Below are 24,467 nucleotides of genomic sequence, written 5' to 3' on the forward strand. Positions count from 1 at the left end.
ATTGCGGCCCTTTTTTATGCCTGAAAAAAGTAAAAGCCAAAAGCTTAAATTGTACAAAATGCTTTTGCCGCAGCTAAATTAGTCGCTTCTTTCATAAAGTAGTCGAGCTGCACAGTTCGAATAATCGCTCGCGACTCGTTGTTACTTGTACTTGCCTGCCATTGCCAATTTTTAAGCGACTCTCGTGACACATCTACAAACAGCCCTTCTGGGAAGCTCTCCACAAAACGAATATCGGTGGTATTACCCTGATTATCAATGGTAATTACAAAGCGCGCACAGCCCGTCTGCTTAGATATTAAAGCTGCTTTTGGGTAGTTAGGCTTTGTTGCATTTTTAAGTGTCCACAACTGCTCTGCTGCATTTTTATCATCACGAAGGTCGAGTACATCGGTTGAGTTACTTTTTGAAGTGTTAGGGAGTTGTGAGCAGCCAGCTAGTAAAGCAAGTACGGCAATGCTTAAATAAGCTTTCATGGTATATCCTTAATGATACCAACTCGTAATAATACATAATTGAATTAAGCAAACTGGTATGAAAACAAGTTCCTGAATATACCACAATTAATTTTTAGAGATATTAAAAAACGAGGCAAGCGCCTCGTTCTTTTTTATCTAGTTATCTAGCTAATATTGATACAGCAAATATGGGGCTCGCTTGCGTTTAAAAGCACTTAAATCGGCTTGCCAGCTTTGCTTTATTTGCTGCTCAGTTTGGCCTGCTTCAATGGCTAAACGCAATTTATCAGTGCCTGCAAGTTTGTCCATAAAGTCAGCGCGTTCAAAAAATTCTTGCTCATTCGCGCTCAGCTGTTGGTATGCCGAAATAAACACACTTAAATCTAAGCCATGAATATCAGCATCTCGCAAGTCTTGACCAAATACTTCAACTCCTTTGAATTTAGGGTTCATTGAAGCGCCTTTAATCGCCCTTGGCGTGAAACTAAATTCACCCAATTTTACTGGTGAATAGCCCACCACTTGGAACGGAAAGTCAGTGCCACGACCAATAGTCACGGGTGTTGCTTCAAAGAAACATAGTGATGGATAAAGCGCAATTGACTGTGCATTCGGTAAGTTAGGGCTAGGCTTTATTGGTAACTCATAAGCCATAGTACGGTCATAATTCGCAACGGGCACAACGCTTAGTTCAAGCTTATTAGCATCATTTATCCAGCCTTCACCTTTGATCATTTGAGCAAGTTCCGCCACTGTCATACCGTGCAAAACAGGAATTTCGTGCATGCCAACAAACGAACGAAATTGTGGGTCAAGGATAGGTCCATCAACATAGGCAATATTCGGGTTTGGTCTGTCTAGAACCACAACCTCTTTACTATTTTCAGCAGCGGCTTCCATCACGTAGTGCATTGAGCTGATGTAAGTGTAAAAACGCACACCGACATCTTGAATATCAAAAATAATGACATCTAAATCTGCAAGCATCTCAGGGCTTGGTTTTTTGTTACTGCCATAAATCGACACAACATCGATGCCAGTTTTAGCATCTACTGTGCTTTTAACATGAGCTCCAGCGTCATGATCGCCGCGAAAGCCATGCTCAGGGGCAAATATTTTGCTAACGACAACGCCTTTATCTAGTAATGCATCAACCAAATGTTGACCATTAACTACTGATGTTTGATTAACCACTAACCCGACACGTTTACCTTTTAGTGCTGGAACGTAGGCTTGAAAATTAGCAGCCCCTACTTGCAAAGGCTGGGTTTTCTCAGGTGCTTGTACAGGCGTTTCTTGGCAACCTAAAAGCGCGAAACAACTAACGAGTAAAACAGCTAAAAAACGCATTATTCTTCAACCGCCTTACGTAAAAAGCCGCCGGCTTTTGAAAGTAACTGTTTTGCTTCAGGCGCAGGTTTTCCTGTTAGCACAATTAAAATAGCAAGTTTAGCACTTTGATCTGCTTGCTTTAATGCATCAACAGCTTGCTGCTGAGTACAGTCTGTTGCTTGCATAACAATACGAATAGCACGAGCATATAGTTTTTCATTACTAGCATTCACATCAACCATCAGGTTTTTATACACCTTGCCAGTGCGGATCATGCTAGCTGTACTTAGCATATTAAGTACGAGTTTCTGCGCAGTGCCCGATTTCATTCGTGTTGAGCCAGTTACGGCTTCAGCTCCAACAACAGGACAAATGCCGATTTGAGGTAAAAGCATCACCGCTGAATTTGGATTACATGTGACACCCACAGTCACACAACCGAGTGATTTAGCGTATTCAATTGCCGAGCAAACATAAGGAGTACGGCCACTGGCAGCAATGCCAACCACCACGTCTTTACTGTTTAAATTAACATTTTTTAAGTCTTCAACGGCAAGTGTCGTACTATCTTCAGCACCTTCAACAGCCTTCTTAACAGCAGTGTCACCACCAGCAATAATACCCAACACTTGCTGATCGCTCACGCTATAGGTAGGAGCACATTCAACCGCATCCAAAATCCCTAAACGACCACTAGTGCCTGCCCCAATGTAAATCAACCTACCACCATTTTGAAAGGCTTCAACTACGTGGTCTACCGCTTCACTAATTTGCGGGATAACTAATTTAACCGCCTCAGCCACTTTGTGATCTTCATTATTGATTTTAGTGAGGATCTCAGTGGAGCTGAGCAGATCGATATCCAAAGTGTCTGGGTTTTGTCCTTCGGAGACAATGCCGTTTAACTCTTCGAGTAACTCACGCTGTTGCTTAAATACGTGCTCAGGGCTCATTGGGTTGTCCTTTTTCAATAATGTCATGGTAATGCTCTGCTGCTAAAATCGCAGCACCAGTTAATGAATCTCCCTTGCAAGGAGATAATTCGTTTTGTAAAGCAAGTGGCAATAATGGTTGGCTAACTTTCGCCAAACCACCAATTAAAATCACTGGTAATAGTGAGTTTCCTCGGCTTTTATTAATTAACTGAACTACCGATTGAGTGTGCTCTGTTAATACACTATTTGCCGCTTTACAGTCATTTTTCAAGCTAAACACTAAAGGACTAAATGCTGCATAGTCCGCAGGTTTTGCTTGTTTAAGCCAACTACTAATTGCTTGTCGAGTGCATCCTAGCTGCTCACTCAAACGAATCGTTAATCGGCTTTTTGGTAAATCATAAATATCTATATCGTTTAATAATTGCTGTACAGCCATAAGACCTATACGGGCACCACCGCCAAAATCATCAACAGTAAAGCCCCAGCCACTAACCAACTTTGTTTGCTTTTGAGCATTTAATCTTGCTCCGACAGCACCTGTGCCAAGTGCAATAACTACACATGGCTCGCCAAGGTTTGCACCATATAATGAAGTAATTGCATCACTGGTGATTTGCAAACTGGCAAATTCAATTTCGTACACCAGTTTAAGCATCACTTTTAATTGCTCAGCAAGGCTTACCGATGAGCCACCAGCCACTCCCATAACGGTGACGATTTCACTTGGCTCTGCGCCACTTTGCTGGCATACATCGCGGGTCACTTTAACAATATTTTCTAACGCTAAATCAAGATCATTCGAAATTGATGCAGAACCTGCCTGAGCATGAAAAACAGCATCACTTGCCAGCTCCTTAAGCTCAGCTAACACTTTAGTGCCGCCACCATCAATGGCTAGAATATAGCGAACTGCCATTTATGCACTCTTCTCGTTCGATGATTTACCAAAGCAACACACAAGTGTCGCAAGCAAAGTGCCTATACACAGTTGCCAAGTAAATCCTAGGTAAAAACGCATTGTCTCAGGTAGTAACCAGTCAATCATGTATGGCTGCATTAATAAGGTCACCATAAAACCTGCTATCAGCGCAGCTAACACTGAGCCTTCACTGCCACGTTTGGTGAACAACGTCGTAAAGTACACACCTAACAAGCCACTGTACGAGAACACCATCACACTTAAAGCAAATTTTAATAATGGCATATCACTGTATTGCTGCCAGAAATAACAAAGAATAGCCATTAGCGCTAAGGCAAGGCTCACCACTGCCATACCGACACGACCTGCTTTGACAAAGTGATGATCACTAACTTGTTTATTATGTTTTTCTAAATACGGACGATAGATATCTTGTACGATGACTGAAGACATCGAACTAAGCCCTGAGTTCAACGTAGAAATAGCGGCAGCAATAATACCAACGCTCACCAAACCTTTAACTCCTGCTGGTACTTCGTTCAATACGTAGTACATAAAGATTGTGATTTTTTCGCCATTAAACTCTTGTACAACGGCTTGGCCTGCCTCGCTGTTCATCAATGCAGGTTGCTGATAAACAATATAAAGCAGAAAACCTATAAAGATAAAAATAGCCATAACGGGAATCACCATCACTACAGATAGTAATAACGCCTTACTGCCTTCTTTAGGGCTTTTACAGGTTAATAAACGCTGCGTCATATCTTGGTCTAATCCAAATGCAGCGATGTTTAAAAGTACAAAACCTGTTAAAACAGAGGCCATGTTAAACACCCCAGACGGGCCAAAATCTAAATCAAATTTAAACAGTGCTAGTTTAGAATCTGCACCTGGGCTTGGCTCATTGAGTGTTGCGATAATAGTCAAAAAATCAGCAGGAATAACGGCAAGTAAGCTCCATATGACCGCTATAGCAGCACTCACGTAAACAATACTTTGCAACACGTCTGAGTAAATAACACTGCGAATCCCCCCCAAAAAGGTATAAAGCAAGCCAGCAAGTGCTAACACCAGAGTAGCTATAACCACACTGTCTGCATCTATATTTCCGTATAAAATCATCGCCACGGCAATGGCCGCCATGTACAAACGCGCACCACTGGCAAACACACGGCCAAATAAATACATCAAGCCACTGCGACGCTTTGCCTTTGGACCGATGCGTTTTTCTAGTAGCTCATAAACCGTAAATACTTTTTGCTGATAGAACTTTGGAATTAAAAATGCCGATACGACAAAGGCGGCAATAAACGCACCGATATTAGTGGCTATGTAGGAAAAGTCACCTTGATAGCCTTGATCTGGCCCACCGATAAAGGTTGCTGCAGATTGTGAGGTAGCTAAAACAGAAATAGCCACCATCCAAGTTGGCATACTATTTCCGCCTAGAAAAAAATCTTGGCTTGAGTTAGCGCGTTTGCGATTAAACCACCAGCCACTTAGCAATAAAATTGCACCGTAACTTGCGAATACTAGCCAATCAAGTAAAGCGTAATTTGCACTCATTTATTATCCTAACCCAAACCTCAATGGAATATATTATTCCATCATTATGACAGAATTAAAATACTTTTATTTTATTATTTTTATTCAGCTAAGTTAGGTAATTGCCACTGACTTTGCTTTTGTTGATATTGCGCCTTGGTCAAGCTGACTAATAAAGGCTTTTTACGTTCATCTAACCAAGCAAGCAAAGCGTCCATATTGCGTTCTGTCATTGCTGTACAACCAGCTGTAGGCTTGCTAGGCGCACGCCATAAATGCATAAAGATACAACTACCCGCGCCATTGATATTGCTTGGATTATGCTTAACAACAATGCCTTTTTTATACAAATTATCTTGGCTGTATATATCACGGCGCATCCATTCTGAAGAGTCTTTTACTGCGTCTTCGCCTACTTGTGCTTTGTCGACCAGTTGATTGTAAAAAGGCGAGCCTTTCACATCAATGCAGTAATCGTTTGCAGTCATTGCTTGATAACTTAGGTTCGTTTGTAATGAATCTAAATACCCAAATGCAGTACCTAGCTCAAAAATACCAGCAGGCGCTTTACCATCCCCTTCTTGTTTTTGCTGACCTGGTTGTGCAGGGTGCAGCCCCACTCCCCAAGCAAGACCGGTACGACCAAGTACTACCGCATGTTGTTCGCCTTGTTGTTGCCATTTACCGGCGTCTTTTTCAAAGCGATACAGCGTGGCATCAATAGCATCACTGTCATTAGCGACCACCACCACGAGTTGCTGATGACTGTTATCAATAACAGGTTTAGGTGACTCTTTGCTTGCACAAGCCGTTAAACTCATAGCTGCAATAAGACTAACTAGTTTTTTCATGCTGGCCATACTCCGTTTGTTATTAGTTCAAGCCCTTTTATTGATTCAATACCAAGACCTGGTTTATCCGATAAGCTTATTTGAGGGCCGATAAACTCAACCCCACCTTGTACAGGGTCATACTGACCAAGAGCTGGACCATCTAGGTCAATTTTACTGATTTGTTGTGCTTTGGCAGAAGCTAAATGTGCAGCCCCTGCGACAGCAATACTGCCCTCTAGCATACAACCAATCATACATTCAGCTTGATATTGGGCTGTGATGTTAGCAATCTCAATTGCCCGACTTAAACCGCCCGTTTTCATTAACTTGATGTTGATAATATCAACCGCTCCCAACTCTAAAAGCTGGATAACTTGCTTAGGTGAAAAGGCGCTTTCATCAGCCATAATCGGTGTATTCACCCGCTCAGTAATATATTTGAGGCCTTGAAAGTCACTGCTTTTTACTGGTTGCTCAACTAACTCTAACACCACGCCAGCTTGCTCAAGTTGTTGTAATGCAAACACAGTTTGTTTGGCATTCCAACCTTGGTTTACATCTAAACGTAATTGCGCCTTAGCAGCAAAGCCCGCGTGGATTGCTTTGACACGTTCAATATCTTGATTAAGGTTATTGCCAATTTTTATTTTTAATACGTCAAAGCCCTGCTCAACGGCTAGCTGACAGTCACTGAGCATTTTATCTATGTTATCGACGCTAATGGTAATATCCGTTTTAAGTTCTGACTTACCGCCGCCAAGTAACTTATATAAAGGTGCTTGATAGAGCTTACCCCACAAGTCGTACACAGCCAGCTCTAGGGCGGCTTTTGCGCTACTGTTGCCAACCACGGTTGATTGAATAATTTGAGTGAGCTGGTTGATGTTTTCAATTTCTTGCCCCACCAACTTAGGCGCAATAAACTGCTTAATGACCGCTATCATCCCTTGATGGGTATCACCAGTGATAACCGGTGTTGAGGCCGCTGAGCCATAGCCAGTTTGACCACATTCAGTGTCGATTAAAACCACTAAGTCTTCGATAAAACTCACTTCTCTCAGTGCTGTTTTAAATGGGGTAACTAACGGCACTTTGAGCTTTGCAAAGCGAACAGCTTTAATTTTCATATCGGCCTCTAGCGAATACGCTTAATGTTATAAACACGGTCTAAATAACTGGTTTCTTGAGATAATCTTAGTGGCAATAAAGGTGTCACAGACACCCCATTCAAGGCACTACTATAAAAGCTGCCATCGCCTTTGTTGTAACCTAATCCTTTGACATCATGAATAACATACGGCTCGCCGTGATGCTCCCCTAAGTACATCATCACGTGACCAGGAATATAGATCAGATCGCCAATCGCCATATTTTTAACCGTTGGTATCTTGGCATCCGCAGCGGTATTCTTATCAAAACGATTATTTTGCCCGTATTCACTACTGCCTTGCTGCCCTGAATTACGCGGCATTAATAGGCCAAAGCTTTTATAGATTTCACCAACAAACCCGGTGCAGTCGCGGCCATTGTAATCATGCCCCCAACCATAACGCTCACCTAAAAACTTAAAGCCTTGTTTAATTAGATTTTGCTCGTTGTAGTCTAAGTAACCTAAATTTACATCGGCAGTTTTGCTGATCATCGCTGGTTTAATTACAAGTTGACCTTGCTCATCACGAGTAGGTAACTGTACAACATGGCTGGCATAGCTATTTTGGCCGTTTAGCAAATAAGGTACTTTCTCACTATCAACTAAGGGTAAGCGTACCCCCATATCTAGTTGCACTTCTGAGCGGCTTTCATCGTTTGGCACATAAGCAGTATTTACTTTTGCACCTGTAACAACCAAGAAGTTATCTTGTTCACGATAAGCTTTTATTTTATCCGCATCAGCAAAGGCAAGATCTTCGGCAGGTGCCCATGCTAAGTAGTTGTAAGCACGTACTAACAACCACTTTTTATCTGCGCTTTGATGTAATACAGCCACAGCCTCACCCGGGAACATGCCACTTTCTTGGAAGCGATCTAAGTCTTGATCAAGGCCACTATTTAAAACCCGATCCCAAGTTGGAAATGTACGTAATGCAGTACGTTTAACTACCACTGCAAAACGCACCTTATTAGTATCTGCGACTTTGTTAAGATTTAAGTTAGCCTGATATTTAGCAAAATCTTTCGCAGTGAGTTGTCGGCCATCGGTAAAAAAACGCGGGCTTTTTGGAATTGCACTTGCAGAGTGGATGGCACTTGTTAGCTCGTCTTTACTGAGCGATTTTTGGAAAGACAGTGGATCAACAATGTATTTATTATCTTTAATAAGTTTTTCGTTGAAGGCAGCAATTTGAGCCTCCGTCATAATCATTTTTGCCGATGACCCTTGCGCTAACCAGTAGCTAGGAGAAAGCTGTGACTGCGTGACCCCGATAACATCTGATTGCCAACCTTCGGCATGCATGGGTGCACTAAAGGCAACACCTAAAGTAATTGATAAAGCGATAATTGAACGACGCATAGCTGTACCTTAATTCTTATTGAAAGCGTGAATCTAATAATTTTGTAAAAGCATGCTGCAATTTTTGCTGCATTTGCTTACCGACTGTCGGCAAATTGGCTTCGTCAGCCCCCTGAGTTGACTGCTGTACACTAAATGTAAACTCACGCCCACCTTGATAATTTCCTAGACACACATGTGCCAGCATCACGGCTTCTGTGGTGGAGCGCGTTTCACTTGGTCCCCAACCAATTTTTTGCCATACACGCCACTGCCCATTGGTTGCGCTATCGAGCACCTCTTTTGCAGAGCGACTATCATTTGGCGCAATAACATCTGCCAACGCATTTGTAACAATATGACTGATACCTACCATCATGCCGCCTACTTGAGCCTGTTCGTAGGTATGACCTGTGCCGTTAAGTAGCACATCAACATCACTTGCTTGTAAATAAGGCATTTGTGTACTTGGCTCACGCTGGTGACTAACCAAGCGCTTTAACCATTCAGCTTGAGCAAGTGTAGTCATTGCTTTGTTGCCCGTTAAGCCACAACTGTCGCAACGATATCCTAAATAGCCGGGATCATCACTGCTTGTTATATAATGAACGACTTTTGCATCAAGCTCATTATTTGCAGGGTTATGCCAATACTCGTCTGATGGCATAAACTGCTCTGAGCCATATGCGCCGTTAAATAACAAACGCTCATCCTGTAGTTTGAGCCAGCCATCATTAAAAAGTCCACGTAAGTACTCTCGCCCTGCCACATTCACAAAATAACTGGCAATAGCATTTGAGTTGCCATCGGCTTTACCAAATGCTTCATAGCTATTAATACTGCTGATCAAATCTGCCAGCGCTGTATCACCTGCATAGAGCGTTGCACCAAGCTCTGGGTGGGTTTGTCTTACTTTAGATAGCGCACCGCTAAATGCTTGAATTTTTGATGAGCTCCAAGGCTCATACAATTCATTATGGCTGCCATCACTTAAATAGCGATAGGCTAGCTGCCCTGCCTGTACTTGATAATCTATTAATAGAAATTTACCTGGCTGCTCAGAGGCTAAGAAATACTGCCAATCGGCCGCCACTCTGTTTTGCCAACCTGCCTGTTGATAATTAACCTCAGTTGCTGATTTATAGCCTGGCTGCTGACTTTCACCTTCCAGTGATAAGCAACCAGTATTTTTTAAATCTTTTGGCAAAATAGCGGGAGCTAACATTACCTGCTCAAAGTATTGTTGGTCGGTTAATGGGGTTTTTTCTGTGTTCGCTTCACAACCAGTCAAAAGCATCAAGCCGCAACTTATAGCCAGCCGTTTTTGATATGCACCTTTCGCATACATAAAATAAAATTCCCACTTGTTATTTTTTTTGGAATATTTTATTAAATCTAACACAATTTCTTCATGAAGCAAATTAACTCGGTTTTATTGCCTATAAGACGCTGGCTTAAAAAATAATTTAACGATTAAAGTCTATCGTCTCGAAGGGGTATTGTTCATCGTCTGGAGCGACATTATCTTAATGCGCGATGCGCGCGAAACAAGTTTCACGCCTACTGGGTGTATTTTTTGTATTTTGAGTTGGGGTTTAATTTGTGGAGTGGAAGCGTGATGTTCACGACTGAAGTCGCTGCTACGAATATTACGATAATAAACGCGATATAAAATCGCTGCTACAGGTTTATATCGAGTTTTCAAGCTCCTACGCGAATTGCAGGCACAAAAAAACCGACTTTCGTCGGTTTATGTCACTTTCCAGAAGAAAGTGGCGGACGCGGGAGGATTCGAACCTCCGACCGCCTGGTTCGTAGCCAGGTACTCTATCCAGCTGAGCTACGCGTCCGCAATGGTTCTGCTTATTTACGTCTTGCAATGACGGTGTTATTAAAACACAAAAAAACCGACATTTAGTCGGTTTGCACTTTCGAACATTGCAGTATGAATGTATAGAAAGTGGTGGGCGCAGGAGGATTCGAACCTCCGACCGCCTGGTTCGTAGCCAGGTACTCTATCCAGCTGAGCTATGCGCCCACATTCTATTTTAGTTAGTTTAAGTCTCACTAAGACTTTTCAAAAGTGGTGGGCGCAGGAGGATTCGAACCTCCGACCGCCTGGTTCGTAGCCAGGTACTCTATCCAGCTGAGCTATGCGCCCACATTTTGATTTTAGTAAAGGATGGTGGGCGCAGGAGGATTCGAACCTCCGACCGCCTGGTTCGTAGCCAGGTACTCTATCCAGCTGAGCTATGCGCCCATTCTTTACTTTACAAGAAAACCATTTAAAAAATGGTGGAGAAGGAGGGATTCGAACCCTCGATAGAGCTACAAACCCTATACTCCCTTAGCAGGGGAGCGCCTTCGGCCACTCGGCCACCTCTCCGTCTTGTGGGGCGTATAATAAAGATTTCAGGAAATATGTCAAACACTTTTCAAGGAAAATCGTATAGATGGTTATAGATTGTCCATAACGAGCTAAAACAACTTATTTTTGTTTATCCTTTCGCCACTTTTTCTTTATCACTCAACGGCTCAAGACCCGTCAATGGGATCAGCTCATCGGTTAATTCAGCGAGGTATTGATCTTGGTAACCTAATTGTTGAAATTCAGCTATACAAGCACGATAAAAATCTTCACGTTGATGCTCGTTTTTATTTGTATCTGTTGGCAACTGCGAAGGCTTTTTTGTCATTAGAATTAAGTCCATTTATGCGTTGAACGAATATGGCGCAATGATGTCATATCTTGGCTAAAAAAAACACTATCCAACTTTAGGTTTGTATAAAAAATTTACAATCTAGTAACTTTATTTGAAGGCTAATTCGGTATTTCTTTTTAGATCAGCTAATTACAATTTAGTAGTAAATTTGTGAGAAATAAAAATCAGAAATTTCTGATAAAAAAACGCCGCTAAAAAGCGGCGTTTTTAAAGACTTTTAGCTGATTAGTCAGCTTGAGGACGCATGTGTGGGAATAGGATCACGTCTTTAATCGTTGGTGAGTCTGTAAATAACATCACCAGACGGTCGATACCAATACCCTCACCCGCTGTTGGAGGTAAACCATACTCTAATGCGCGGATGTAGTCTTCATCGAAGTGCATTGCTTCATCATCACCCGCATCTTTCTCTTCAACTTGACGCGTAAAGCGCTCAGCTTGGTCTTGTGCATCATTAAGCTCAGAGAAACCATTCGCTAACTCGCGGCCACCAACGAAGAATTCGAAACGGTCAGTCACAAATGGGTTTTCATCGTTACGACGTGCAAGTGGTGACACTTCCCACGGGTAAGCGGTAATGAAAGTAGGTTGAATTAACTTATGCTCAGCAGTCTCTTCGAAGATTTCACATAAGAACTTACCAGGGCCCCATACACAGTTTTCAGGGATCTTAACGTGTACTTGCTTCGCATATGCTTTAAGTTCTTCAAAATGATTTTCTGGGTCATTAAATACCGCTGCATCGAAGTCAGGGTTGTACTTAAGAATAGCTTCGCTCATAGTTAGACGAGCAAAAGGCTGACCAAAATCGTACTCTACCGAATCAACCACTTCACCGTTTTCATCTTTAGTTGTGTTTACAACAATTGGTGAACCAAGTACGTCTGTAGCAACAGTACGTAACATGTCTTCAGTAATGTTCATCAGATCAATGTAATCAGCGTAAGCCTGGTAGAATTCGATCATCGTGAATTCTGGGTTATGACGTGTAGATAAACCTTCGTTACGGAAGTTACGGTTGATTTCGAATACACGCTCAAAACCACCAACGACTAAACGTTTTAGGTAAAGCTCAGGTGCGATTCGTAAATACATATCGATATCAAGTGCATTATGGTGTGTTACGAATGGACGTGCAGACGCACCACCTGGGATCACTTGTAGCATCGGCGTTTCAACTTCCATGAAATCACGCTCAGCTAAGAAACGACGAATACCTTCAACAACTTTTGAACGAATACGGAACGTTTCACGTGTCGCATCATTAGTAATTAAATCAACATAACGTTGACGGTACTTTGTTTCTTGGTCAGATAAACCGTGGAACTTTTCAGGTAACGGACGTAATGACTTAGTCAGTAACTCGTACTCAGTCATTTCTACGTATAGGTCACCTTTACCAGACTTATTTAGTGCGCCTTTAACACCGATGATGTCACCAATATCTAGTTGACCGTATTTAGCTTTTAATTCTTTTTGTACGTCTTTTGATGCGTACGCTTGAATTTGGCCTTTCATATCTTGTAATGCTAGGAAAGGACCACGTTTAGCAAGGATACGACCAGCAACTGATACAACGTGTTGTTCAGCAACTAATTCTTCTTTCGATTTATCACCAAACTCAGCTTGCAAATCAGCCGTGTAATGTTCACGACGGAATTGGTTTGGATGACCGTTGGCTGGGCAATTTTCGCGGATTGCGTCTAATTTGCCACGACGCTCAGCGATTAACTTATTTTCGTCTTGGATTTGATCAGTCATTTTTTAGCTCTTTTTTAGCTTGGTGGTTATAGGCCAGATTTAAGGCTGGCTTCAATAAATTTATCTAAGTCGCCGTCAAGAACCGCTTGAGTGTTACGGTTTTCAACGCCTGTACGTAAGTCTTTAATGCGCGAGTCATCAAGTACGTATGAACGTATTTGACTACCCCAGCCAATGTCAGATTTGGCATCTTCTTGACTTTGCTTCTCTGCATTTTGCTTTTGAATTTCAAGTTCAAACAACTTCGCTTTTAGCTGTTTCATTGCTTGGTCTTTATTCTTATGCTGTGAACGCTCATTTTGGCACTGTACAACAGTATTGGTTGGTATGTGAGTAATACGAACCGCAGATTCTGTCGTATTTACGTGCTGACCACCGGCACCTGATGCGCGGTAAACGTCAATACGTAAGTCAGCCGGATTAATATCAATTTCGATATTATCGTCGATTTCTGGATATACGAATGCTGATGCAAACGAAGTATGGCGACGACCACTCGAGTCAAATGGGCTCTTACGTACTAGACGGTGAACACCTGTTTCTGTTCGCAGCCAACCGTATGCATATTCGCCAACAAAGCGCACTGTTGCACCCTTAATACCAGCCACATCACCGTCCGTTGCTTCAACTAGCTCAACTTTAAAGCCTTTTGCTTCACCCCAGCGTAAGTACATACGCAACAGCATGTTACACCAGTCTTGAGCTTCAGTACCGCCAGAACCTGATTGCAAATCAAGGTAAGCATCGTTTTGGTCATGATCGCCTGAGAACATTCGACGGAACTCTAGCTTTTCAAGTTGTGCGTTTAAATCGCCCAATTCAGCTTCTGCTTCAGCAAAGGTTTCTTCATCTTCAGCTTCAACTGCAAGCTCTACTAAACCTTCAACATCTTCGGTACCTGCCACTAGATTATCAATGGTCTCTACGATAGCTTCGAGTGCCGACTTTTCACGGCCAAGGGCTTGAGCTCGTTCTGGCTCATTCCACACGGCTGAATCTTCAAGTTCTGCGTTAACTTCTTCTAACCGCTCTTTCTTAAGAGGGTAGTCAAAGGTACCCCCGAAGCAGTTCAGTACGTTCGCGAATTTCCTTGATTTGATTAATCACAGGATTCACTTCAAACATGTACATTACTCCAAAATGGCTGATTTACCGTGCACCGATATCGACGATAATTACGGTAAATTATCTACAAATATTAAAAACGCCCGATTTTAACAAAAAACCGAGCGTTTTATTAGCCTTTTATGTCGATTATAACGATATTTTTATGTCGCTTTTTGGAGCTCTCGAATAATCAACTGTAAGGTAAATTTACCACGGAATTCATTTATATCGAGTTGGTAAGCTGCTTTTACATAACGCACTTCGGTATCTGGCCATGCACGCACATCCACGCCAAATGCAATCCCATCAACTAACCGCCCAGACTGATGTTTTAAAACTAGTTTTAGGTGTTTTTCGCCAACAATTCGCTGCTGTATTACTTCGAATACATGTTCGAACACTGGCTCAGGAAATTGCTGCCCCCAAGGACCTGCATTTTTTAGTTGATTGGCAAACTCCATCGAAAAGCAATCATTTGGCAGCTCACCATCGGTAAGTAAGATGCTTTGCTTATGCTCTTCAGTAAGAGTATCTGTCACCATTTGCTCAAACACTGTTTTAAACTCATTAAAACAGTGTTCATTGATACTCAGCCCCGCCGCCATAGCATGACCACCAAATTTACTGATCAAATGCGGATAAAGAGTATTTACTCGCTCTAGCAAATCACGCATATGCAGCCCTTCAATGGAACGACAAGAACCTTTTATTTCGCCGTTATCGCCAGCTGCAAAAATAATCGTAGGACGGTGATACTTTTCTTTTAAACGACCAGCCAAAATACCAATTACACCTTGATGCCAATCAGCTTGGTATAGACAAATGGCATCAGGCACGGACTCGGTTTTGAATGCTAAACGATCAAGCACGGCTTGTGCTTCAGTTTGCATGCCCTGCTCTATTTCACGGCGCTCGTGATTAAGGCTGTCGAGCTCACTGGCAATACGGCGTGCTTGATTTATATCGCTAGATAACAAACAGGCTATACCTAAACTCATATCATCTAAACGCCCTGCTGCATTTAAGCGTGGCGCTAATGAAAAACCAAAGTCACTGGCACTTAAACGCCCTGCATTGCGATTTGCCACTTCAATAAGTGCACTAATTCCGGGCCGTGTTTTACCACTGCGAATGCGTGCTAAACCTTGATGAACTAAGGTACGGTTATTGGCATCAAGAGCGACCACATCGGCAACGGTACCAAGGGCTACAATATCAAGTAACTCAGCCAAATTTGGCATTGGCTGATGCTGAAAATACCCTTGCTCACGTAAGTGGCTTCGTAAAGCAATAAGCAAATAAAAAGCGACCCCAACGCCTGCTATCGACTTCGATGGAAACTGACAGTCATGACGATTCGGATTCACAATGGCATCAGCATCTGGCAGGGATTCACCTTGCAAGTGATGATCAGTCACCAGCACTTTAATACCAGCTTTCTTTACTATAGCAATACCATCAATACATGAAATACCGTTATCAACGGTGATCACAAGCTCAGGCTGCATGGAAACGATTTGCTCTGCAAGTGCAGGGCTTAGACCATAACCAAGGCTGAATCTGTCTGGTACTAAATAATCAAGATTCTTTAAGCCAAACATAGCAAGACCTTGCATCAAAGTTGCAGTGCTGGTTGCACCGTCAGCATCAAAGTCTCCTACAATTAAAACGCGGCTTTGTGCGGCAATTGCTTCTTGCAATAACGCAACAGCTTTGTCGATGTCTTTAAACAGCTTAAAGTCATGTAATGTCGCAGCGCTATTATCGAGTTCAGTAGCATTTTGCACCTGTCGAGCCGCGTAAATCTGCTTGATAACAGGGTGTAAATGGTGCGGTAAGTGTGAATCATCAACACGTGGACGAGCTTGAATTATTTTTTCCATGTCGGAAACGGTACTTCTTAAGCAAAGGCAAGTAAAAAGGCCTATAACAAATAGGCCTTTTCGTTTAAAAAACGGTTATGAAGATGTTTTTGGTAAAGCATCAAGTGCTTGGCTGATTTGCGCAGCTGATTGATAACCTGGGATCATCGTGCCATCTTCTAAAATAATTGCTGGTGTCCCCGACATACCAAAACTTTGACCAAGTTGGTAATGCTCTGCAATTGGTGCGTGACAACCAGGCACCGCTGCTACTTCTGCACCCGCTTTTGCTTCTGTTAACGCTTCAGCTGGATCTTTAGCACACCATACATTCATTAAATCTTGATACCCTTTACCACGTAAACCACCACGTGGGAAAGCAAGGTATTTAACTGTGATACCCGCTTCTAAGAAATCATCAAGTTCACGGTGTAACTTACGGCAATAACCACAGCTAATATCAGTAAACACCGTGATTGAATGCTTTTCGTTTTTCGCTTTGTAAACGATCATCGAATCTTCGTATTCAGCTATACCTTCTTTACGTACATCGCTCAGTGCATGCTCTGTTAGGTTAACTCGGTTATTAAGGTCAATCAGTGTTCCTTGCATAAGAAATTGACCGTCAGGGCTTGCATACAGCACGCCTTTGTCAGTAATTAGTTCTTTAAGGCCTGCCACTGGGCTTGGATTGATTTGCTTAACGGTTACGCCTAATTCGGCAAACTTAGCAATAATTGGGGCATCAGCAGCGTCTGTTGTTGATACGCCATTGGCAAACACATTTAAGCTTGTGCCTAGTAGTGCTGTGGCTAAAACTAACTTTTTCATAAATATCCTATATCCTGATCATTTTTTATATAGACCGGTACATCTTTAAAAATCTTGCACTAAGCTCGTGGATGATGTTGCTCGTGTACCGACTTCAATCTTTCATTCGCTACATGGGTATAAATTTGTGTTGTTGATAAGTCACTGTGACCTAACATCATTTGCACGACTCTAAGGTCCGCCCCATGATTAAGCAAATGCGTTGCAAACGCGTGTCTGAGCGTATGCGGTGATAACGGCGATTCAACTGATGCCAAAATAGCATAGTGTTTGATGCGATGCCAAAAAGTTTGTCGCGTCATACCAATCCCACGCTTAGATGGGAACACAAAGTCAGTGGCATGCTTTATCATTTGCGAACGGCCCACTTTTAAGAATTGCTCAAGCCAATACATTGCTTCTTCACCCAAGGGAACTAAGCGCTCCTTATTACCCTTACCTTTTACAAAAACCACAGCTTGGCGCAAATTAATTTGCTCCATTCTGAGCCCCACCAGCTCAGTAACACGAAGCCCTGTAGCATATAAAAGCTCAAGCATGGCTTTATCGCGAAGTCCCATTGGGTCTTCTATGTCTGGGGCTGCAAGCAATGCTTCTACTTCGGCTTCGGATAGGGTTTTCGGTAATGATTGCCCAGCTTTTGGTTGAGCAATGTTTACCATGGGTGAATCTGCAATCACTTTTTCGCGCACAAAATACTGATAGAAACGTTTCAGTGCACTAATGCTACGTGCGGTGCTGCGCGACTTCAGTCCTAGATCGACGCGGTAAGCTAAATAAGCTTCGATATCATCTGAGCTAACGGCAAGAAGGTCTTTATCTTTTATAAATTGGCAAAACTTTTCAAGGTCACTGCGATAGGCCGCCAATGTATTTTCGCTGACGCCTTGCTCAAGATACAGAGTATCTAAAAATAACTCTAAATGTTCGGCGTTATTTGCTGTCATTACACCTTTTTGTGCTTGTGAATTATTATCAGCCACGCGTACTCTCATCCTTATCAAGGTATCAATTGATTATACCTTACGGTAAACTTAGGCCTATCATATCAGGCAAATACACAGTGATAAATACGATGCAGATTGGTTTATTTTATGGTTCTACAACCTGCTACACAGAAATAGCGGCAGAGAAAATTCGCGATATTATTGGCCACGACATAGTGAGCCTTCACAATATCAAAGATGAGCCATTAAAAAATGCAGAGCAATTTGATTTCGTTATCTTCGGCATCTCAACTTGGGACTTTGGTGAGCTGCAAGAAGATTGGGAATCAATCTGGGACGACATTAAAGATGTTAACTTAAACGGCAAAACCGTGGCTCTGTTTGGAATGGGTGATCAACAAGGTTATGGTCAATGGTTCCAAGATGCACTTGGCATGTTACACGATGAGATTTGTGATCAGAGTATTACCTTGCTCGGTAAATGGCCTAACGATACAAGTTATGAATTCGAAGCCTCAAAAGCGCTCACAGAAGATGGTAAACAGTTTGTAGGCTTAGCCCTTGATGAAGACAGCCAATACGAGCTGAGCGATGACCGTATTGCAACCTGGGTTGAGCAAGTAATGACTGAATACAGCGAAAGCTTGTAACATCCTGTTATTTATAAAAAGCCAAGCATTGCTTGGCTTTTTAATTTTTATTCAACACGTTGCCAATATTGATTACGGTAGAAAAAAGCAATATAGCCGCGCACTTCAAGTACCTTACCCTGTTCTTTTGGAGTCAATTTTAGGGTATAAGTTTTACCATTGTTTGGGTCCAGAATTTCACCATCTTGCCAGCTACCATCCCCAGCATCTTTAGCACCTTCAATAATTTGTAACCCAAGAATAGGCTGATTTTTCTTATCACCTTTACACTTTTCGCATATTGCATCTTGCTTGGCTGGGTTAAGTATTTTTTCTACACTGCCAATCAGCACGCCATCTTGCTCACTAATACGCACTAAAGATTTCGCTTCATTGGTTTCTTCGTCAATGGTTTTCCAAAGACCCACGGGTGTCAAAGCAGCAAAGCACAGCTTAGAAAATAATAAGGCAAATAAAACAATTGATAAACGGATCATAAAAAACTCGTATAAAACTTAAGACTTTGGCACTATATCAGGACTTAGTAAAACACACCATTTTGCTATTTTCAGAAATAGACAACACATTGCGAGGGAACACAATGAGTCAATTTACATTACTTACCGGTGATATTGTCAGTTATGACAGTAATCAGGTTACCAAAATTAACGCAGCAGGAGATATAATAATAAATCGCTTTGCTGAGCCATTGTTTATCCCTGATAGCGCTAAAGCCGCTCTTGAACTGGGTCGGCTTGACGATAACTTATTCAATTTAAATAAGTTAATGCGCTCAGGCTATGCCGATCCCTGCCCAACTACCCGCGTTCTTATCGAAACCACAAAACCTTTACCAGAAATTAAAGGCCTGTTGATCAAACGCCGCTTTAATATTATTGATTTTTGCAGCGCTGAAATAGAAAAATCACACAGTAAGTCGGTGTTAGATGCCTTATTAAAGCTTGAGTATGTTCAGCAAATTCAACTTGATGAGGTTATGCAATTACAGCCACCTTCCATGCAAAAACCACAGATATAATTACATTTTTAGGTAATAAGCTTTACATAGCTCTTTGTAATCTTGGCTGTAGCTACCATCAGCTGCGTGTATCGTTAACGACGTTGTTTCACATTCACACTTGCTTTGGCTGAATAACAAAAGGCTACGACTTGGTTGTTTTTTCTCGGTAGTGCGTACCAAGCAATGACGTGTTAAGTACCAGTCTGCTTGCTCTGCCACAGTAATAAATTGTTGCGCTTCGACGCAAGGCAAAATTACATTCAATACAGTTTTGCCGTGGCTAAGCCGAGTACAAGCCGCAATTAAATCACTAAAGCTAAGACCATCTGTGTGGCGAGCAGTATTGCGAGCATCGTTATCACCTTTTAAGCTCGCATTAAAATACGGCGGATTGGTAATGATTGCATCAAAAGGCTTTACTGCACTGAACGACTGCACCGCACCTTGAAAAAGACTAATATCAGGCCAAGGGCTATTGGCGAAATTTTCTCGAGCATCACTGCAAGCACCAGAATCAATTTCGATGGCACTGATATTTGCTTCAGGTGATCTTTGCTTTGCCATCAAAGCCAGTAGTCCTGTGCCAGTGCCTATATCTAAGATGCGTTCAGCCCTTTTCAGATTAGCCCACGCACCTAATAAAATACCGTCGGTTGAGACTTTCATCGCAGTGCGTGTTTGCGTTACTGTAAATTGTTTAAACACAAAGCCTGACATTTTTTCACCTTTTCATTCACCACAGCCGCGTTAACGCGTATAATTAGGCTTAATTGTCCTCTATTTATGTCACTCTATGCAATTTTCTGAATTTGATATTAATAACAAGCTGTTAAATGCCATTAATAAAATGGGTTTTGATACGCCAACCAGTATTCAACAACAAGCGATCCCTGAAGCACTTCAAGGTCGTGATATTTTGGCATCTGCCCCTACTGGTACGGGTAAAACAGCCGCGTTTTTGATCCCTGCAATTCAATACTTGCTCGATTTCCCGCGTCGTGAACCTGGTTTTGCACGTGTCTTGATCATGACACCAACCCGTGAGCTTGCGTATCAAATTCATGAGCAATGTGAATTACTTGCAGCACAAACTCATCTTAAAATTGGCGTTGTGACTGGAGGTATAAACTACGGGACCCACAAAGAAATTTTCGAAAGCAATAACGACATTCTAATTGCGACGCCAGGACGCTTAATGGAGTATCTCGAGACAGAGAACTTTCATGCCGAAAACGTTGAAGTGCTGATCCTTGATGAAGCAGACCGCATGTTAGACATGGGCTTTCGTAAAGAAATGCTTCGCATTTGTGATGAGGCGCGAAACCGCCGCCAATGTTTCTTATTTTCAGCCACCCTTGAAGGTGACAGCGTTGAGTTATTTGCAGAGCGTATCTTAAATGATCCTGCACTACTTGAAGCTGAATCATCACGAAAAGAGAAAGGCAAAATTCACCAGTGGGTTCACCTTGCAGATGACTACAACCACAAGCTGAAAATGCTAGTTGAAACGTTAAATGGTGATGACATTCAGAAAGCTATTGTGTTTGTTAAAACTCGTGAACGCCTAGAAACACTGATTGGTGAATTAAACAACGAAGGCATTCGTGTTGCTTGGTTACGCGGTGAAATGCCGCAAGACAAACGAATGAAGACAATGGAGAACTTCCACTCTGGGCGAAATAATATATTAGTTGCAACGGATGTTGCCGCACGTGGTATTGATGTTGCTGATATCAGTCACGTTATCAACTTTGATATGCCACGCACCGCAGATGTATATGTTCACCGTATTGGTCGTACCGCTCGCGCTGGCAAAAAAGGCATCGCGATTTCATTTGTTGAAGCCCATGACGTAGCAATTGTTGGTAAAGTTGAACGTTATATCGAACAAAAACTCAAACGCCGAGTTATCAAAGGGCTCGAGCCACAGCATAAAGAAGCTAAGCTCCCATCCAAAAAGAAGAAAGATCCAGAAAAAATGAAGGCAAAGAAAAAAGCCAAGTCTAAAACTAAGAAGAAAAAATAGTTTTACTGACACTGTTATAAAAATGCCGAGTTTGTCTCGGCATTTTTATGCCCTACCTTTTTTACTTATTAAGTGTGTAATTAGTTCACACTTTCTTACCCTCACATACTCAACACAAAAATAAAAGCATAAAAATCAATAAGTTAAATTTTGGAATAATAATTGTAACAGGTTCAGCAATAGTTCACAGCAGACTAGATTAACGAGGGAATTGTATGAGCCGCTTCAAATTAACCATAGCACTTACTTTATTAAGTTGTTTGTTTTTACTTGCTTGCGCAACTACTGTAAGCGCCAATACCAGCGTACTAACAACCAGCACATCGGCACAACCACGTCTACAGCAAATGGCATTGCAAAAATTAACGAGCAATCCAAATTTTCAACTTGAAAACCTACAAGTAATTGTTGATGGTGATACTGTTGAACTAAAAGGCATTACAGAAACAGGGTTTCAGCGAGCTTTGGCACAAAAGTTTTTAGAGCACAGCCAAGGTGTGATGCAGATAAAAAACAACCTTAAAGTGAGCAAGCTTAATCACTCATCACTTTAAGGCTAAGTTTACAAGTGGTGTGAGATTATTCGCCGCTTGCTTGTAAGTTAATAAATTTAGCAAGCTCTTCTGGTTGACCCATCAGCATTTGAATTTGCTGATTAATCTCCATCATGGTTTTACCTTCAGGTAATTTAGCAGACACAGAAAAAGACGATAAACCACTCACAAAATTGCTAATCGCTGTTGCAAGTTCTTCACTCACAGGCACTTGTTGTAACTGCATGGTAACGACTTGCTTAAATTGCTCATGAGTCATTCCTTGTGCAGTTAAAAAGCTTTCAAATACCGCTTTAAGCTCACCTTCGTCAGCAATCGACATATTTATGCTACGCGGTTCTAACTGAGTTAATGCTGCCATCATTTTCGATTGCTGTTGTAACTGCTGCTCTAATGTTAATTGACCGTCAGCTGCTTCATTTTGCATCTGGCTAACAGCCAAAGATGCTTCCATCAGTGCTGTGGTTTTAGCCAAGCCTAGATTAAAATTAACATCAGCCACCTCATTTGCAGTGACTTTAAGTGCAAAATCACTATCGCCTGAATCTTTATTGTAATCAAGAGATGAGTCAACGTTATAACTTGTTGATGCTAGCTTGTTATTTGAATTTTCAGGAAGCTGTGCCAAAAACTCATCGCTAAAACGAAAGTTTTTCATCACAAAACCTGTGTGCGGCGGTACAGCATCAACTTCGTAACCCGACACATCAATACTATCAATTGTCGCAACTTGCTCATTACTCAGGCTGTTCGAAACAGTGATTTCTGTTAACTGCATACTACTATCAAAAATACTGGCTGAGATATCGCTGTATTTAATATCTACACCGCTTTGTGTTGATAATGCACTGATTTGCTTATCAACCACCTTTTTCACTTCCTGTGTAGCTGCGTAATTTGCGTAAGCTACGCCACCGACAGCCGCAGCAACAACCGCTGCAATAATTAACTTCTTCATTATATTTCCTTTAATTGGTGTAAATTTTTTATCAGTGTATCAAATTGTATTTAGTTTATTAACGACAGTAATTCATGCACTGTTTTCACTGGCGTGATCTTAGCTCCAAGTCCTTCCATTGATTTATGGTAATTGCGATGCGGAATAAAAATTTCAGTAAAGCCGTGTTGGGCAGCTTCTTTAACTCTGGGTACTCCGCTGTCTATTGGTCTAACATCGCCATTAAGACTTAGCTCGCCCATAATACAAGTTGTGCGAGGCACAACAAACTCGTTCAAACTGCTTAATAACGCTGTTACTAATGCTAAATCGATACAGGTTTCTGATTCATCGATTTTTAAACCACCAACAATGTTAAAAAAGGTGTCATGAAAGATTTTTGTTTTTGTATGTTTGCGTAAAATTCCCGTAAGCATCTTGATACGGTTCATGTTTAAACCAACACACACCCGCTGCGGAAACTCAGCTTCTGTTTCTGTAGTTAAGCACTGGATTTCGAGAAGTAAATTACGGTTACCTTTACGAATACAAGTAATAGCAGATCCCGGAGACTCGGTACTAGAACCAGATAAAAAGATTTCACTCGGGTTATCAACACTCAGCATTCCGCGCTCACACATTCTGAAAATACCCACAGTGTCGATATCACCAAAACGGTTTTTATTAGCTCGTAGCGTTCTGATTTGCCCATCGTTAGTATCGATATGTAATAAAGCATCGACGATATGTACTAACGTTTGCGGCCCGGCAATTTCATTATTTTTGTTTACATGGGCAATGATGAACATAGTTACATCATTTTGCTTACAGTATTGAGTTAATGCTTGGGCTGCACTTTTTACCTGTGAAGGTGAACCTGGACTACCATTTGCCGTTTCTGTTACTACAGCCTGAATTGAGTCTATCACCGCAAACTTAATTTTATTTTTATCAAGCTCTTCAATAATAGCTTCAACGCTGGTTTCAGAAAGCAAATACAACTCTTCTTCGTTGTAATCTAAACGTAGGCGATTCACACGGTTTTTAAACTGCGATAAAGACTCTTCGGCTGTACAGTACAAAGACGGCATGAGCTTTGACATACGTGCAACCAAGTCTGACAACAAGGTGGTTTTACCTGCACCTGGGTCACCAGAAATAATATTGACTGAACCTGTGGTTACGCCACCACTTAATACTCTATCTAGCTCACCAATTTCAGTGAGACGTTTTTCAGCCTCTGCTGTGGCTACTTCATTTATTTTCTTTGAACCACCGCTTACGACACCGGCATAACCTGCCACAGCGGCGCGGCTTGCTGCTTGTTTTGATTGCCCTGCTGAGGGTTTAAACTCTGCGAGCGTATTCCACGCTCCACACTTACACTGTCCTTGCCAGCGCTGATAGTTCATGCCGCACTCAGTGCAGACAAATTCGATTTTTGCTGATTTTGCCATTCGGCCTTACCTATTTTGGTAGCTGATTTGTGACTATTTCTGTATTTTCAAGCATATAATAGCTAAAGTAAAACATACGACTCAGGCGATTTAATT

At 41.9% G+C, this 24,467-nt stretch carries 23 protein-coding genes and 5 tRNA genes; 4 read left to right on the plus strand and 24 right to left on the minus strand.

What is annotated here, in order from left to right:
• Positions 1-44: 44 nt before the first annotated feature.
• From J8Z25_RS12615 to xerD, 20 genes are all read right to left on the minus strand, one after another.
• Positions 45-476 carry an energy transducer TonB gene (locus tag J8Z25_RS12615; protein ID WP_130050804.1) on the minus strand — a complete coding sequence of 144 codons (432 nt, stop codon included), beginning with the start codon at positions 474-476 and terminating at the stop codon, positions 45-47.
• Between the two features lie 150 nt (positions 477-626).
• The gene (locus J8Z25_RS12620; protein ID WP_250661152.1) at positions 627-1,808 is read right to left on the minus strand and encodes an exo-beta-N-acetylmuramidase NamZ family protein; all 1,182 of its coding nucleotides are present in this window, start codon (positions 1,806-1,808) and stop codon (positions 627-629) included.
• Positions 1,808-2,743: an N-acetylmuramic acid 6-phosphate etherase gene (gene murQ, locus J8Z25_RS12625; RefSeq protein ID WP_130050802.1), complete on the minus strand. Its 936-nt coding sequence runs from the start codon at positions 2,741-2,743 to the stop codon at positions 1,808-1,810. Before murQ ends, J8Z25_RS12620 begins: the two co-directional genes overlap by 1 nt.
• The gene (locus J8Z25_RS12630; RefSeq protein WP_167659079.1) at positions 2,733-3,644 is read right to left on the minus strand and encodes a glucosamine kinase nucleotide-binding domain-containing protein; all 912 of its coding nucleotides are present in this window, start codon (positions 3,642-3,644) and stop codon (positions 2,733-2,735) included. The genes murQ and J8Z25_RS12630 overlap by 11 nt, the downstream gene beginning before the upstream one ends.
• On the minus strand, positions 3,645-5,213 hold the full coding sequence (locus J8Z25_RS12635; protein WP_250661153.1) for a sodium:solute symporter: 1,569 nt from the start codon (positions 5,211-5,213) through the stop codon (positions 3,645-3,647).
• 80 nt (positions 5,214-5,293) lie between these two features.
• Positions 5,294-6,043, minus strand: coding sequence for a L,D-transpeptidase family protein (locus tag J8Z25_RS12640; protein WP_130050799.1), 750 nt, complete (start codon positions 6,041-6,043; stop codon positions 5,294-5,296).
• Positions 6,040-7,152: a dipeptide epimerase gene (locus J8Z25_RS12645; protein WP_130050798.1), complete on the minus strand. Its 1,113-nt coding sequence runs from the start codon at positions 7,150-7,152 to the stop codon at positions 6,040-6,042. The genes J8Z25_RS12640 and J8Z25_RS12645 overlap by 4 nt, the downstream gene beginning before the upstream one ends.
• A gap of 8 nt (positions 7,153-7,160) precedes the next feature.
• The gene (locus J8Z25_RS12650) at positions 7,161-8,537 is read right to left on the minus strand and encodes an SH3 domain-containing protein (RefSeq protein ID WP_250661154.1); all 1,377 of its coding nucleotides are present in this window, start codon (positions 8,535-8,537) and stop codon (positions 7,161-7,163) included.
• Positions 8,538-8,553: 16 nt separating this feature from the next.
• Positions 8,554-9,813, minus strand: a complete 1,260-nt coding sequence (locus tag J8Z25_RS12655) for a peptide deformylase (RefSeq protein WP_250661155.1) — start codon at positions 9,811-9,813, stop codon at positions 8,554-8,556.
• Positions 9,814-10,289: 476 nt separating this feature from the next.
• A tRNA-Arg gene (locus J8Z25_RS12660) sits at positions 10,290-10,366 on the minus strand.
• Between the two features lie 111 nt (positions 10,367-10,477).
• Positions 10,478-10,554: transfer RNA gene (locus tag J8Z25_RS12665), tRNA-Arg, on the minus strand.
• 46 nt (positions 10,555-10,600) lie between these two features.
• Positions 10,601-10,677: transfer RNA gene (locus tag J8Z25_RS12670), tRNA-Arg, on the minus strand.
• 22 nt (positions 10,678-10,699) lie between these two features.
• Positions 10,700-10,776 (minus strand) — tRNA-Arg (locus J8Z25_RS12675).
• Positions 10,777-10,809: 33 nt separating this feature from the next.
• Positions 10,810-10,902, minus strand: a tRNA-Ser gene (locus J8Z25_RS12680).
• 112 nt (positions 10,903-11,014) lie between these two features.
• Positions 11,015-11,212, minus strand: a complete 198-nt coding sequence (locus J8Z25_RS12685; RefSeq protein WP_130050795.1) for a hypothetical protein — start codon at positions 11,210-11,212, stop codon at positions 11,015-11,017.
• Between the two features lie 252 nt (positions 11,213-11,464).
• Entirely contained in the window at positions 11,465-13,000 is a 1,536-nt protein-coding gene (gene lysS / locus J8Z25_RS12690) for a lysine--tRNA ligase (RefSeq protein ID WP_130050794.1), read from the minus strand.
• 26 nt (positions 13,001-13,026) lie between these two features.
• A protein-coding gene (prfB, locus tag J8Z25_RS12695; RefSeq protein WP_130050793.1) for a peptide chain release factor 2 occupies positions 13,027-14,125 on the minus strand; the annotation gives its coding sequence in 2 pieces (ribosomal slippage) (positions 13,027-14,049 and positions 14,051-14,125; 1,098 coding nt in all).
• Positions 14,126-14,268: 143 nt separating this feature from the next.
• The gene (recJ, locus tag J8Z25_RS12700) at positions 14,269-15,990 is read right to left on the minus strand and encodes a single-stranded-DNA-specific exonuclease RecJ (RefSeq protein WP_250661156.1); all 1,722 of its coding nucleotides are present in this window, start codon (positions 15,988-15,990) and stop codon (positions 14,269-14,271) included.
• A 75-nt stretch (positions 15,991-16,065) separates the two neighbouring features.
• Positions 16,066-16,800 carry a bifunctional protein-disulfide isomerase/oxidoreductase DsbC gene (dsbC, locus tag J8Z25_RS12705; protein ID WP_130050791.1) on the minus strand — a complete coding sequence of 245 codons (735 nt, stop codon included), beginning with the start codon at positions 16,798-16,800 and terminating at the stop codon, positions 16,066-16,068.
• Positions 16,801-16,859: 59 nt separating this feature from the next.
• Positions 16,860-17,747, minus strand: coding sequence for a site-specific tyrosine recombinase XerD (xerD, locus tag J8Z25_RS12710; protein WP_233786810.1), 888 nt, complete (start codon positions 17,745-17,747; stop codon positions 16,860-16,862).
• A gap of 128 nt (positions 17,748-17,875) precedes the next feature.
• Between xerD and fldB the strand changes: the two genes are divergently transcribed.
• Positions 17,876-18,397, plus strand: coding sequence for a flavodoxin FldB (gene fldB / locus J8Z25_RS12715; RefSeq protein WP_130050789.1), 522 nt, complete (start codon positions 17,876-17,878; stop codon positions 18,395-18,397).
• Positions 18,398-18,444: 47 nt separating this feature from the next.
• Here the strand turns inward: fldB and J8Z25_RS12720 are convergent, their stop codons facing one another.
• Complete coding sequence (locus tag J8Z25_RS12720; protein WP_130050788.1) at positions 18,445-18,873, minus strand: DUF2147 domain-containing protein; 429 nt, start codon at positions 18,871-18,873, stop codon at positions 18,445-18,447.
• A 104-nt stretch (positions 18,874-18,977) separates the two neighbouring features.
• Here J8Z25_RS12720 and J8Z25_RS12725 point away from each other — a divergent pair, with 104 nt between their 5' ends.
• Positions 18,978-19,415, plus strand: coding sequence for a hypothetical protein (locus J8Z25_RS12725; protein ID WP_130050787.1), 438 nt, complete (start codon positions 18,978-18,980; stop codon positions 19,413-19,415).
• On the opposite strand, the gene J8Z25_RS12730 is transcribed toward J8Z25_RS12725, so the two are convergent.
• Positions 19,416-20,114 carry a tRNA1(Val) (adenine(37)-N6)-methyltransferase gene (locus J8Z25_RS12730; RefSeq protein ID WP_130050786.1) on the minus strand — a complete coding sequence of 233 codons (699 nt, stop codon included), beginning with the start codon at positions 20,112-20,114 and terminating at the stop codon, positions 19,416-19,418.
• Positions 20,115-20,190: 76 nt separating this feature from the next.
• On the opposite strand from J8Z25_RS12730, the gene srmB reads away from it, so the two are divergent.
• Entirely contained in the window at positions 20,191-21,423 is a 1,233-nt protein-coding gene (gene srmB, locus J8Z25_RS12735) for an ATP-dependent RNA helicase SrmB (RefSeq protein WP_250661157.1), read from the plus strand.
• 215 nt (positions 21,424-21,638) lie between these two features.
• Positions 21,639-21,977 carry a BON domain-containing protein gene (locus J8Z25_RS12740; RefSeq protein WP_250661158.1) on the plus strand — a complete coding sequence of 113 codons (339 nt, stop codon included), beginning with the start codon at positions 21,639-21,641 and terminating at the stop codon, positions 21,975-21,977.
• A gap of 25 nt (positions 21,978-22,002) precedes the next feature.
• On the opposite strand, the gene J8Z25_RS12745 is transcribed toward J8Z25_RS12740, so the two are convergent.
• Both J8Z25_RS12745 and radA read right to left on the minus strand, forming a co-directional pair.
• Positions 22,003-22,935, minus strand: a complete 933-nt coding sequence (locus tag J8Z25_RS12745) for an aq_1923 C-terminal domain (protein WP_130050783.1) — start codon at positions 22,933-22,935, stop codon at positions 22,003-22,005.
• 50 nt (positions 22,936-22,985) lie between these two features.
• Positions 22,986-24,371 carry a DNA repair protein RadA gene (radA, locus tag J8Z25_RS12750; RefSeq protein ID WP_167658776.1) on the minus strand — a complete coding sequence of 462 codons (1,386 nt, stop codon included), beginning with the start codon at positions 24,369-24,371 and terminating at the stop codon, positions 22,986-22,988.
• Between the last annotated feature and the right edge of the window lie 96 nt (positions 24,372-24,467).

This window comes from Pseudoalteromonas sp. SCSIO 43101, assembly GCF_023650775.1.
Taxonomy (GTDB): domain Bacteria; phylum Pseudomonadota; class Gammaproteobacteria; order Enterobacterales; family Alteromonadaceae; genus Pseudoalteromonas; species Pseudoalteromonas apostichopi.